Origin of the sequence: Gillisia sp. Hel_I_29 (assembly GCF_000744275.1) — a bacterium.
Taxonomy (GTDB): domain Bacteria; phylum Bacteroidota; class Bacteroidia; order Flavobacteriales; family Flavobacteriaceae; genus Gillisia.
Genome location: NZ_JQLP01000008.1, coordinates 24,613 through 38,099, shown reverse-complemented (window position 1 = coordinate 38,099; position 13,487 = coordinate 24,613). Strand labels below are relative to the sequence as shown.

Annotated in this window: 14 protein-coding genes; all 14 read right to left on the bottom strand. The window is 29.8% G+C overall.

Features of this window, described 5'->3' with window-relative positions; genetic code table 11:
- Nucleotides 1–163: 163 nt before the first annotated feature.
- On the bottom strand, nucleotides 164–688 hold the full coding sequence (locus P163_RS18010) for a lysozyme inhibitor LprI family protein (RefSeq protein WP_051931319.1): 525 nt from the start codon (nucleotides 686–688) through the stop codon (nucleotides 164–166).
- A 146-nt stretch (nucleotides 689–834) separates the two neighbouring features.
- Nucleotides 835–1,497, bottom strand: a complete 663-nt coding sequence (locus tag P163_RS17065; RefSeq protein ID WP_034894795.1) for an ATP-binding cassette domain-containing protein — start codon at nucleotides 1,495–1,497, stop codon at nucleotides 835–837.
- 425 nt (nucleotides 1,498–1,922) lie between these two features.
- Entirely contained in the window at nucleotides 1,923–2,837 is a 915-nt protein-coding gene (locus P163_RS17055) for a DUF2268 domain-containing putative Zn-dependent protease (protein WP_034894789.1), read from the bottom strand.
- A 190-nt stretch (nucleotides 2,838–3,027) separates the two neighbouring features.
- Nucleotides 3,028–3,939, bottom strand: coding sequence for a hypothetical protein (locus tag P163_RS17050; protein ID WP_034894785.1), 912 nt, complete (start codon nucleotides 3,937–3,939; stop codon nucleotides 3,028–3,030).
- Between the two features lie 152 nt (nucleotides 3,940–4,091).
- A complete protein-coding gene (locus tag P163_RS17045) occupies nucleotides 4,092–4,565 on the bottom strand; it encodes a hypothetical protein (protein ID WP_197055459.1) in 474 nt (157 codons plus the stop codon).
- A 279-nt stretch (nucleotides 4,566–4,844) separates the two neighbouring features.
- A complete protein-coding gene (locus tag P163_RS17040; protein ID WP_034894780.1) occupies nucleotides 4,845–5,351 on the bottom strand; it encodes a hypothetical protein in 507 nt (168 codons plus the stop codon).
- A 160-nt stretch (nucleotides 5,352–5,511) separates the two neighbouring features.
- A complete protein-coding gene (locus P163_RS17035; RefSeq protein WP_051931318.1) occupies nucleotides 5,512–6,828 on the bottom strand; it encodes a serine hydrolase domain-containing protein in 1,317 nt (438 codons plus the stop codon).
- A complete protein-coding gene (locus tag P163_RS17030; protein WP_034894777.1) occupies nucleotides 6,825–7,427 on the bottom strand; it encodes an HAAS signaling domain-containing protein in 603 nt (200 codons plus the stop codon). Before P163_RS17030 ends, P163_RS17035 begins: the two co-directional genes overlap by 4 nt.
- Nucleotides 7,424–7,759 carry a PadR family transcriptional regulator gene (locus P163_RS17025; protein WP_034894774.1) on the bottom strand — a complete coding sequence of 112 codons (336 nt, stop codon included), beginning with the start codon at nucleotides 7,757–7,759 and terminating at the stop codon, nucleotides 7,424–7,426. The genes P163_RS17030 and P163_RS17025 overlap by 4 nt, the downstream gene beginning before the upstream one ends.
- A gap of 302 nt (nucleotides 7,760–8,061) precedes the next feature.
- Nucleotides 8,062–9,132, bottom strand: coding sequence for an SDR family oxidoreductase (locus tag P163_RS17020; protein ID WP_034894771.1), 1,071 nt, complete (start codon nucleotides 9,130–9,132; stop codon nucleotides 8,062–8,064).
- A 108-nt stretch (nucleotides 9,133–9,240) separates the two neighbouring features.
- On the bottom strand, nucleotides 9,241–9,810 hold the full coding sequence (locus P163_RS17015; protein WP_034894768.1) for a Crp/Fnr family transcriptional regulator: 570 nt from the start codon (nucleotides 9,808–9,810) through the stop codon (nucleotides 9,241–9,243).
- Between the two features lie 197 nt (nucleotides 9,811–10,007).
- On the bottom strand, nucleotides 10,008–10,436 hold the full coding sequence (locus P163_RS17010) for a hypothetical protein (protein ID WP_034894765.1): 429 nt from the start codon (nucleotides 10,434–10,436) through the stop codon (nucleotides 10,008–10,010).
- Between the two features lie 251 nt (nucleotides 10,437–10,687).
- The gene (locus tag P163_RS17005; RefSeq protein WP_156100746.1) at nucleotides 10,688–12,004 is read right to left on the bottom strand and encodes a hypothetical protein; all 1,317 of its coding nucleotides are present in this window, start codon (nucleotides 12,002–12,004) and stop codon (nucleotides 10,688–10,690) included.
- A 317-nt stretch (nucleotides 12,005–12,321) separates the two neighbouring features.
- Nucleotides 12,322–13,446, bottom strand: a complete 1,125-nt coding sequence (locus P163_RS17000; RefSeq protein ID WP_156100745.1) for a hypothetical protein — start codon at nucleotides 13,444–13,446, stop codon at nucleotides 12,322–12,324.
- Nucleotides 13,447–13,487 lie beyond the last annotated feature (41 nt).

Genomic DNA, 13,487 nt, shown 5'->3' with positions numbered 1-13,487 from the left:
ACAAACATTAGGTTTACAGCTCATTCGGTTAAGTATCTAAAGGTTTAAATTTTGGTCGACCTAATTCAGGAAAAGCACAATAGTAATGGTTGTATTCATTGTGGTAACGCTAAAATTCAAAGTTGTTATCATAACTCTAATTCCAATGATATTCAAATTTGAATTAATATTTTGAATCAGTCATGATTCGAGAATTTAAATACTCATAAATTTCATTCAATCTAGTTTCTACTAGTTCCAAATTTCTGGAAGCTACAAATAATTGCTGAATTGTTCCTCCGCCTGAATACTCATCTTTTGAGACTAAATTATTGAGCTTCATTTCAGAATCTTTAAATTTTATCCAATTTCGTTGTGCTTGTTTTAAAGTCTCTTTATCCTTAGGATTCAATTTATGAAGTAATTCCTTATAATATTTATTTAGTAAAACATCATAACTGGCGTACGCATTATATGTTGCTTGAAGCATTCCCGCAGTGGTATAATCATTTTCAATTTCCAAATCCATTTTTTTATTGATCCTGAATTTTTCTATTACGAATTCTAAATTGTTAGAGAATTTGTTAAGTTGAATAATTGAATCTTTATATTTTCGAGTTTCAAAATCAACTTGTTCTAATAATTCTGTTTTCTGGGCAAAGGTATTTGAACAGAGGATTATGGATAAGAATAGGAATATCTTCTTCATTTTTTTCTAAAAAATTATACTTAACTGTCACTTTTTTATACATATTGTGCTACGGAGAAAGACCACATGTAGAATTAGATTTAAATTACTATTAAATTTAATTATTTTGTATGGCTTACGGCCCATTCTTTTTGATAAGCATTCTTTTAAGTTGTTTTTGTTAAATAGCCATGTTGAATAAGCTCCATTTTATCTGTAATCTTTTTGAGACCTGCATTTTTTAGAAATAGGATTTTATCAGACACTCTCATTACATTCTCATAGTCATGGTCTGTAATAATGAAGCCTTTATTTGGTTTTTCATCAGTTATATATTTTATAATTTGCTCTCGAACTATAGGACTAACGCCATTAAATGGCTCATCAAGTAAAACAAAATCAGCTTCTGAATTTAGTAGTAGTAATATTTCTAAAATTCTCTTTTCACCTCCAGAAAGTACTTGATATTTCTTTTGTAATAATGGTTTTATGAATACATTTTCTTTTAATCGAGCTCTTTTATTTACTGGAAGAAATAAATTTATAATAGTTTTTATCTTAAAGCCTTTTGGCAGAAAATTATTCTGGGGAAGGTAGTTTATCACTTTACTGGATTCTTTAAAGCTCTGTAAAATCTTTTTATTAACTCTAATAAATTTATTTTCAGCATTTTCAATTCCAAAGATTATTTTTAGCAAAGTAGATTTTCCTGAACCATTTCTACCAATTAATCCAACGATTTCACCTTGTTTGCAAGACAAAAAAATGTCTGTCAAAATTAATTTATCTCGATAAGATTTTCTGACACTATCAACATGAAGATTATTCATAAGAGTGAAAAAATTAGAAGATTAACTACCCCAAGAATTATTGTAGAACACCATAAACCTATCTTACGAAATCCAAGATTGAAATAATAATAATACTCATTATTACCTTTTACCTCGTAAATTAAATAATGAATAATAGGGCTAATAAGAACATAAAATAATCCAGTCATTTTATAATTATTCATAGTTATACTTAATACAGTAGAAATAAGTATTCCTACTAAGAAAATATGTCTTTGAAATAATAGTATGTTCTTTATAAGTCTAATTTTCTGATTTTTTATATAAGAACTTCTCCAACATTTTTGTTTAGCTTAAGTTGTGGGAGAAAGCACTTGTTCTCTTAGTTGGTGTTACTTATTTCTAAAATAGTGCTTTGCGCTCGATCGCCATTATTTGTGCGTAACCAATTTTAACGATCGCTTTTATTTGTATTTGCTCAACTCTAAAATTTTATGGGCTTCAAGATTTGTCCAGTTGCCGGCATTGAGATTTTCGTTGTTAATCAATGCTGTTAATACCATGTCGTAACCTAATGAATAGCCGCCCCAAATAGGATATTTTCTCGATCCAAACATAACCTCCATTTGATAGCTCATGTCTTCGCTTTTTAAGTTAGGTTTAATTGTTTTCCACAATTCTAATTTTTGACTTTCTGTCAAAGCTATTGTCCAGGGAGCTATTACCGTTGGATAAAGCAAATGAGCGAAATAGTCACCTCTACCTTCAAATATTAAGTAGTCAAGTAAAGTCCATTTTGGAAATTTTCCAAAGTTTAAATTTGTCCAATAAGCGTGATTAAATTCGTGTGCAACTGCATACTCAAGCATATTTTCCCAACCTGATATTTCAGGTTCAATCGTCAAAATAATTTGTTTAGAACCCGCTGTTAACCCCATTATTCCAGTCATTCCATCTATAATTTCTCTGTTTTCAGGATTTACTGGCATTATATAGATGGTTAAACTATCGTTACCAATTTTTTCTCGGCTCATTTTTAATGCTCCAATTATCTTATTTTTTATTAACTCACGATTTTCCTCAATTTTTTCAATTGATTTTTTAAGTTCAGAGGTGTTATTAATTGGTGCTGCAAAAAAATCTTTAACGATTAAGGCATATTCACTTTTTTGAAAGTGCTTTTCAAAGATTGAATTCTGTATGATCTCCTTGTAAATGCTATCTCTATTTTCATCATCCAAGTTCACCTTTTCTATGTAAGTAGTGTAATTGTCGGTTAAGAAAATAATTTTGTCTGAAGTAGTTTGTCCAAAGGCTGGAGAGAAGTTTGCGGATAATAGTATAGCCAACAGTACAATTTGAATATTCCTTTTTATCATTAGTTCCGTTTTTAATATGACGATTAACCTGTTAATATATTACTTTTTATTATGCCTTAAAGTTTCTGATAACTATCTCTATTAAAACGAATTGCGGGAGTAAGGAGGATAGTTTGTTTGCTTTGTTCTTATAAATTTGGTTTCATCAAAATAACTTCTATTTTATGATAACAGTTGTTGTAAATAGTTTTTAATCCTTTAACATCCATTTAAGTAGATCTTCTTTGTCAATTATAGACCAACTATGTGGATTTTTAGTTCCATCTGCTCTAAATCCTTTATTCTCAGTTGCTATAAATTGAACATTTTTAAAGTCTTGGGAACTTAAAAAGTCTGATAATCTTTTTATATGAAAGGCATTCATTTGTTCATAATCAACACCCATATTTTCTTTCCACCAAACTTTATCTGGCTCTGTATAAAAACGAATTTTTGTCTTCTTTAAATCTTTTAAATTTTGAAAATCTTTAGTTTCATATGTAAAAGCAGCATACTTTTCATAAAGAGCTATAGTATCATTTGGATTTCCCAATTGGTCATGAAAGTAATTAAAAATAAAAGTGCTTTCTCCAACCGAAGCTTCTGAAAATTTTCTTTTAATATTTGACTCTGCAATACGGTATAATGCGGCAAGATCAACTGGAGAATCTACAATGAAAACACCGGCAGGATTTAAATTGTATTCTGATTTTTGTGAAAGATAATTACTAATTAGTAATGCCATATTTCCTCCACTAGATAGGCCACCAATATAAATATTGTCTGATGGTAAATTATTTGAAGTAAATAATTCTTGTAGTGAAAGTGCTAATTGCTCTTTTTCATCTTCCTCTAACCATAATTTACGATTGAAATTTAAATACGCAACTGCAACTTTTTTTTCATTTGCTAAGTCAGTTATTTGGAATTCATTTTCAATTCCTTCGGCGTCTTCCGGAAACCCACCGAAAAGCAATAAAACGCCCTGTGTGTTAATCGGTTTATATAAATTATAGTCTTCATTTTCTATTAAACTGTTGTTCCCTTTAGCTTCTTGAGCATAGTTTAAAATTGTAGAAAATATAACAGTGATGAATAATAAGTTTTTCGTGAATTTTTTCATATAAATATTATTTTCAACGGTTTTGGTTAAGACAAGTAGCGCAGAGTAGGGAAGGGAACTTGACGGTTAGTTTAAAATTATTGATTAATTTAAATATTTTATTTGAAAATCTACTCTTTAGCTATGATAATCATTGTTATAGCCAATATGGTTTATTCCTCTAACCAACTAATCAAATCAAAAGGGTTAGAACTAGGACTTTTGTTGTCCACAAGCATTATTTGTTCCAAAAGTCTCATTTTATTTTCTCCTTTAATTATTGTGTCAATTTGTATTGATTCCCAAATTATTCCACAAATATTTTCATCATCAAAATCTATATAGTCAAATATAAAATGATTGTATCCACTTATCGGAGAATAAGTTTTACTATATGAGCTATCCTTATTTTTATGAAAAATAGTTAACTCAATTTTTCGGCTATTAAACTTTTTCAAAGTATCATAACAGGAATAGAAATCTAGATCGACTTTTCTAATGGTATCATCAAATTTCAATTTTCCAAATTTGTAATAATTACTATTTAAAGTATCTAATATTCCATTTTTAAATTTTTTATATTGATTTTGTATGGAGTCTCCATTTGGAAAAATATATACCTCTGTTTCCAAACGATCAATCTCCACTTGTTTTTCAACTAACCATATTCTATTGATAATAGAATTTTCATTTTTGATTTGCTTTAGTTTATTAGCTTTTTTTACAGCTAAAAGAACAAAAAAGTATTATTGTAATTAATAATCTCAATTTTCTTATTTATTATTTGCCAACGGTCTCTGGTGTCATAAGCTGTAAGAGTAGGGAAGCGAGCTTGTTGTTTTGTTATTTCCTTTCACAGGAGATTTAAATACTCCGTATCGATAATGTTTGTAATTGTAATACCGTTGTAGGCAACTTTTCTTGTATTAACAAGGGCTCCAATACATAATCTTTATTAATTTTTCATCCTTAATAAGAAAAATAAATCCATCTTCTTTAAATTTATTTTTATTTGGAATAAATACGATTCCCGAATCGTCTTTTAAATTGTTAGGAATATTATTCCCAAATATTTCATTTAATTGGTCCAGAGTGGTTTCACTATTTAATTGAAATTTAGAATAAGTAATTGAAGTAGATTCATCGTTGAAATTAACTACGTCAAGAATGAAATTGTCCTCTTTATTTCCTGTAAATTTTATATTTTGATACTCTAAGGTTTCAAAGTCTTTCATTTGTTCATCTGTAGAGAGAAATCCACATTCGTAATTAGGATTGTAAACTTTTAATGGTTTTCCCAAATCTTCAATTATTTGGATCTTTGAAGAGTAACATGATATTTCCTTATACATCAACTTTTCAAAGTCAATATTTTGAGATATTATATTTTGAATACTTAAGATTATTACTAATAAAAAAGTCAATGGTTTCATACTTTATTTTTTTTAGCTTGTTCGTAATAGTCGTAATAAAACAAGTGGAGTGGAGTAGGGATACTTACTTGTTGACTTAGGTTTTAATTTTTGAATAATTTAATTATTTTTTTGAAACGCTCCCTGTTTATTGGGATAACATTTAGTGGTACGTTGTTATTTACTCCTTACTAAATAGAAATTCTTTACCACCTTGTTTCATTATCATTTCTTCAGTTCCTGTCTTGAATTCTATTTTCACACCCGCTTTTTCAAAGACGAAGGTATTTTTTGATCTTGGTTCTAAAGGGAATGCTGATTGACCAGTGGCTTGTGCTAACAAAGTAGAGCCTTCTTTTGAAATGATAATTTTTGGAGGGATCTGTTCACTTGAGTATGTACCTAAAAATTTTTCTAAATCTTTTTCTGTTAATTCTACTGTATTGAAATTCGGTAAATCAAATCCTTGTCCATAATAACTTCCTAGTACAGCTAAGAGGATATCGTCATTTTCGTAGTTTATTCCGTTCGACATAAGGCTAATGGCAAGTTTATCTGCAGGAAATAACCTGGTTGAAGATCGAAAACCATCTACGCCACCAGTATGGCCATAACTCAGTTTATCAGCATAAGGGAATCGAAATAGTCCTAAGCCATATCCATTTTCAATATTCTTCATTTGATCCAAACTACTTTTAGAAATAATATTTTCATTAAATAGTGCCATAATAAAAACATTCAAATCACCAGGAGTTGATACAATAGCTCCAGCACCTTGTGGAATAGACATATCAGTTTCTGTTTCTTTATTCCATCTTCCTAAATAAGTGTATGAATAGGCTTCATTATTTTTAGAATCTATTTTTCCTCCATAAAATGTATTTGTTAATCTCAACGGATCTGTAATTTTTTCTTTCAGTAATTTTCTAAAAGGTTTTTTATAAACGTCCTCTAGAATATATGTTAATAAGACGAAATTGGAATTACTATATTCACTTTCTGAGTTTGGAGTGAAGTCGCTTGTATAGCTTGCAATCCTTAGAATCATTTTGTCCTTTGGCTGTTTTATTTGATTCCATTTTAAGTAATCTTCATTTCTAGTAAAATCATGGATGCCGCTACTATGGTTTAATAAAGATTTAATTGTTATCATTCCTGAATTGACTACTTCAGGATAGAAATCTTTTAGGCTTTGATCCAAATTTAATTTATTTTCTTCAACTGCTTTTAAAACCAATGTTGCAGTAAACATTTTTGAAATTGAACCAATCCTATATTTAGTATTTTGATTGGATTTAATTGAATCCTCGAGGTTTTTAAAACCTATAGTGTTTTCGTAAATACTATTTCCATCTTGGGAAACTGCAAGGCTTCCCATGAATTTATCGTTTTGTTCCAGAATTTGGAAAAGACTATCTAACTTTTTTGTGTTTAGTTTTTGGCCTACACAAATTGCAGACAAAAGAATAAATGATGTTGTGATGATTAAGTTTTTCATTTTTTATTGATTGATCTTTTAAGTTTTAATAATAGCGTTATAAGTAAGTAAGAGAGTATAATGGATATGAGCATTACAGGTATAAACCAATTACCCAAAACTTCAGAAATATTTGGGTTTTGTAAATAACCTTTATTCAACTTACCTAGCACCATAAAGGAATCGTTTTCCATAAATAAACCAACTTCATCTGGATTATTGAACTTTGCATAAATAAGAAATACGAAACCAAAAAGAGATAAATAGAGTATCCCAAAAATCAAATAAGAAATTCCATTTGATATATTTAGAGCTAAGGCTTTAAATAGATGAATTGGATTGAAAGTTCTGGTTGCCTCCTCCAATTTTTTATCTGCGATTAAAGGCTTCAAAACTTCTTCGGGATTCCCTAATTTGTCTAGAATGTCTACAATTTTAAAAATTTCGTTTTTTTGATGTTGGTGTGCTAAACCCTCGAAAATATGGCTATTAAATTCTAATAAAACTTCTGTTTGATCAGTTTCAGATAAAGGCTTAATCATTCTTTCAATTCGCTTCATATAGCTTAAGTAAATGCGTCTTGAAGCATCTTCCTTAAATTGAATTTCTTTTATTTTCATTTAGATATTTTTTTGATAGATGATGATAAATCTTCCCAATAAGCTTTCATTTGTTCTAGGGTTTCTTTCCCAGTATCTGTAAGACTGAAATATTTTCTGGGAATTCCAGATTCTTGTTCTACCCATTTAGATGTAACAAGGTTCTCTTTCTTTAATCGATTCATTAAAGGATAAAAAGTTCCTTCTGCAATTTCGATTTTAGTAAGTTTTTTAACCTCCTCAATAAATTCATATCCATAGAATTCATTGTTTCTAAGTACGTTCAGGATGATAAAAGTCAATGTTCCTTTCTTAACCTGAGATTGCCATTTAGCTATAAAATTTTCATTCATAATTTAAAGGTATAACAAAATACATAGTTATACAATGTATTATTACATAAATTATAATTTTAATGGATACTCTTGAAAATTAAAAGCATACACCGGTCCTGATTAATATAAATTAATGGAGTAGGCAGTCCAGCGTTTTTGCTTTTTACTCGGTTACTAAAATAAAATTTTTAATCAGAAAGTACGCTATTTGCACTTAACCTATTATAGCTGTTGGCCTTTTATACTGACTTTAATATCCTAAAAAAAGCCCAATACGACTATTGTCCTATTGGGCTTAAAAGTTTTAAATAGAATTTGTTCTAAGAAGGTATAATTTGCTTTTCTTTTAACGTATCGAATAAATCAAAGAATGAATCTCTGGTATCTTGATATTTTTTAAACCCAAATTTTCTACTTTTAGACATATCTGTCATCACCTCAATAGGACGTCTCAGATCTAGATCAGTATGCCATGGAGATGCTAATTTATTTAAATCAGATTCTTGAAGATTATACTTCTGGGAAATTTTTAACCATGACTTTTCATCTCCTTCCATAATTTCTTCCAGGCTTCGGTTATTTTCATAAAATCCCTGATATTCAATGTCAAAATATTCCGCTATTTGCTTCCACAACCATTTCCAACGAAAAACATCTCCATTCACTATATTGAAAGCTTGATTTTTGGCTTCAGGAGTTGTTGCTGCCCAGTGAAAATGTTTTGCCAAGATATGTGCATCTGTAACATCAGAAATTCCATTCCACTGCGCTTCGGAACCAGGCCATATTAAAGATGTTCCATTTTCTTTACATATACTGGCATATACGGCTAAAGTGGTTCCCATGTTCATTAGATTCCCAACAGCTTCCCCAATAACGGTATGTGCTCTATGAACACTCCATGTAAATCCATCACGTTCTGCACCTGCAAAAACTTCATCTTCTTGAGCGTAATAAAAATTATTTATTTCTAATCTTGGATGTTCCTCTCTCACTGGAGTAACCGGGTTAAAGCCTTCTTGAGCATAGGCATCAAAGGGTCCTAAGTAATGCTTCAATCCCGTAACTAATGCCACATGCTGTACAGAATGTTTGGGAGATAATACTTCTAACATGTTACGTACCATCCCACCATTCACTTTAATATTTTCTGCTTCCGTTTCCTTACGCATCCATGCAGTAAAAAAAACATGGGTTGGATTTATATGTTCTAATGCATTTGTGAGCGATTCTTTATTAAGCAGATCAGCTTTAATATTTTTCAAACCCTTTATTTCTACATCTGAATTTCTTGTTAAACCGTAAGTGGTCCAATCATTAGCAATAAGTTCTCTAGCTAAATTATTTCCGGAGATTCCACTTGCTCCAACTATCAATGCAATTTTTTCCATAACTATTATATTTTAATTCGTTAGCTAAATTACTTTGAAATGGAGAGCTATACATTGATCTAAAACAAGAAATAATCTTGATGTAGATCAATTCTTAGTAAATTAATTTTAGATATTTTTTTTAATTCTGCTAATAGTTTCTGGAGTCACACCTAAATATGAAGCTATTAGATGTTGAGGAACTCTTTGAGGAATTTGAGGATACATACTTACCAATTCTTTATATTTTTCTTCTGCGGAATAGGTATTTGAACTTATCAATCTTCGATCCTTAGTGACTAAACTATTCTGATATAATATTCGAAAATAGCGTTCCATAACAGGGATTTCTTCTAATAATCTTTCATAGTTTGGTTTAGAAATTAATAAAACTTCACTATCTTCTATTGCGTCTATTGATAATATAGATTTTTCACCACATATAAAACTTCTAAAATCTGATACCCACCAGCCTTCCCATGCGAATAAACTTATGTGTTCATTTCCTTTGTCATCTAACGTGTAAGATTTAATAATACCTTCTGAAACAAAAGTCAGATTTTTACAAAAATCACCCTCCTGTATTAGAAATTGACGTTTACGTATTTTTTTATGCTCAAAGAACATAGGTATCCGTTTGCGGTCATTATCAGTTAATTCTACTTTCTCCTGAAGATGTTTTAACAGTTTATCAAACATTAAGAGGTCTTTAAATTGATTATAACAAATTTACGAATGTTTAAATTTTTACATGTTTTTAATAAAATGAAATTTTATGAAGACTTGGTAGCTAACGGTCTTGGTTAAGACAATTAGTGTGGAGTAGGTATATGGACCTATCGATTTACGTATTTTCTTTCTTAGGTTACTACATTACACTTTTTAGAGAACACCTGTTAATTATGATAACCGTTGTTGGTAAATGGTGTATTTTCAGGTGTTAAATCTAGATTTGCTAAAACATTTTTTAAATCTAAAAGTGACGAATGTTCTATTAAGTTAATTTTAATTTTTAATTTCTTTGAATCAGTCCTCAGATAATAATTTCCTGCACTATTTTCAATTGAATTAATCTTTACAAGATCAATTTTATTTACAAACCCGTAAAGTATATTTTTTTTAATAGTTCCGCCTTCAATTTTCAGGTACTGATTAATTATATCGTTTAAAAAATGTGAGATATATAAAATTCCGAGACCTATTAGAATATAGTCTGACCATCTTAAATTATCATCATCTATCAAATTATATATTCCAAGTGCAGTCCAAAGTAATCCAAGTGCTAAATTACTATAAAGAGTTTTTTTATTAAATCTGATTTTCATTTTTTTTGTTTTCTATTTTTACTAACGGTTTCGGTTAACACGAGTTGTGGAAGTATAGACGCGGAATAGTTGGCTTAGGTTTTAATTGTTGGTTAATTTAATTATTTTTTTTGAAATGATATCGGTTATTTGTGATAACCGTTGTTGTAAACTGAGCCTATACGTTTGCTTTTTTATTTCTTTTTCTAAAAGAAAAGCCACCTTTTAGAATAGGTGACTTTAATGAGAGGTACTTCTAAATTTTTAATTCTCTAAGACATATTTTCAAATGCAGCATACTCCAGTTGAATAATTGAAGATTCTGAATCCTGCACTTCCTGAAATACCGTATTAAAATCGTCAGAGTTATTTAAAATAATTCCATTACGATGGGCCTTTAATGTAGAGAAAAACTTCACTTCGAACCACACTTTGTCTAATGTTTTCTGTTCTTCAGCAGTTAGTTGTTCGGTCCCGTCAATAATCAAATTCATTTTCTTTCGAGCTAAATTTTTAATTTCCCCAGATGCTTTAGTCCCGGTAGGCATATTACGTATGGCTCCAACGACATAAACTATTTTTCCGTAATAAACTTTGTTAACGTATTCATTTCCATATTTCAGTTCGAATAGGGAAGGATCTTGTTCCATTTCTTTAGTGAGGGATAATCTCTCTTCGGAAGGAGGTAGGAAGCTACTGCTACCTTCTTTATACATGTAATTTAAAGTAAGAACTTGATCTTCGGTAACCGGATACTGTTCAATAATTGATTGGTAAAGTTCTGAGCTGACCGCGAATTTCGTTGCAAATTTTTTGTTAGGGAAGTAATATTCGTAAAAGTTGCGATGGGGCGGTACGCCTTCAATAGGATCAGCATCGTTTTGCCAATTAGCATTATGAAAGAATGATTCATCAATTTTACGATAATTTCCTTCTGGATTAGCAAAAGGATTGGCTAAAGGAACCTGGTTGTTCGTTAGTATTGATGCACCAATACCTTCCATGTAAGGATACACTTCTTCGAGAATAGTTTCGCCATCTTTTTTGATCATAACTGTTCTTGTTCCTGCAATTTTATTGAAAATTGTTGAGCTTGTCCCACTCTTATCAGCCCTGGTGAAATCTATTGAAGTCAGGTCACCTTCCTCATAACTATAAATTGAGGTGCCTTTCTCACTGTAAACCTTTTTTTCTGAAGCCAAGCCATTCTCATATAAAGTCTCAAACCATAGATCACCTTCAGGAGTGTAATATTTAGACCAAAGGGGTTTATTGTCTTCACTGCGGCTCACTTCCATATATAAGTGCTGTTGTGGATAGCTAGAATAGATTTTAGCAGATTTTATATTACCGTTTTCATAATATTCAAACTTCTCAGATGGATTGTCATGTTCACGTTTAGCCTCCTTGATCCAACCATTAGGATAATTGCTGATGACCTGGAAAAAATCATCAGATTCTATAGCATAATCCGTTTGGGGAATATTGTCTTCCTTCTGGCAGGAAGACAATAAAACTGTAACTGCTAATAGTACTGAGCGAAAAATAAAATTGTTCATTGGAGGGAGGAGTAAGTATTGAGTTTTCATATATATGTATGTATAAATATATGAAGTAAATATCTTATCAGATTATTTGTTGACGAAAATAGTTGATTCTAATAATTAAAAAACAATTAGTACAGAGTTTTTCATAAAGTATATTGAATTTATATGTCAATTGATTTAGAATTTTCTCTGGCTATTGTTTAGATAGTGATTGTGTAAGGAAGGTTGCGTGTTTGTGTGTGAGGATTTTCCGAAGAAAAATAAGAAGCTAGTAATCAAAGAAAAGACCAAACGGTTAAATTGAAAATATGCAATGTTTTTAACACGGTGTTAGGCAAAGTTCATTTTTCCTAGTTATTTTAGAATGAATAACCAACATTAACAAATACTCCATTCATTGTGGGGGTTATTTCAGTTAGGATGAAATTTGAGTTAACCTTTATTTTGGCTCCTAAACCAACGTTCACAGTTGGTAAAAACCCAAAATCTTTTTGACTTCCAACAATTTCGTAATCCTCAATAATATAGTCGTTCATCATTAATACAGCTGCTCCTGCACCAAGATATCCATAGAGGATTATATTTTTTGAATTGGTTTGAAACTTAATTCCTACGGGAATAATATTTAACATTTGCCATCTATAATTTGAGGTTCCATTTTGATATTGGTTATTCCATTTTTTATCACTGTCACTCCAATGATGATATACAACTCCAGTTAAATATGAGAATGTATTTGATTTCTCAATAAAAGTTTTATTTCTATATACCCCAATTCTAAAATGTAATTCTTCCGATTTCAGACTTAATGGAATACCTACTAAAATATCATAATTATATTCAAAGGGTTCCTGATATATTTCAATTGGATATTCATCCTGAAAATTCCTGTTAAAGGAGATGATATCCTTACGTATCAATTTTTCACCAAAACTTAACTTATTGTTATTTTCTGCTTCTAAATTTTCATCCTTTTTAACAAAGGATATATAGTTTTTAAAATTACTATCCTTTTTAGAATAATTTTTACCATCTAATTTTATCTCATTTTTCTTAGGTTTTACTAAGTGTGCTTCTCTTTTTGAAGTATTATTTGTTATAAAAAAATCTTTTAAACTATTCTTTTTATGGCGCCTAACGAAAAGATCAATTTTGCCCTTAACAATTCTTTTTGCAAATATATATATACTGTCTTTAGGGGTTTTATTATCGTTCTTAATTCTCTTCCTCTCAAAAACCCGCCCAGAACTGAAACTAAAACTCAATAGCTCATTAGGGTTATATTCTATATTAGTTTCATCCGTTAAATTGCTTTTAAAATAGATCTTATAAGATAATTCAGAGTCAATTTGGTTAAGAATAAACCCATTAATAGTATCCTTATTTGTAGTTAATACATATCCTGAATTATATTTATCTTGAGAATATAAAGAATGTCCAAACAGTATAATCAATATCAATAAATTGATTTTTTTATTTTTCATAAAATAGATGAGTTTATTTTTTTGGTTTTTATGTATCACTT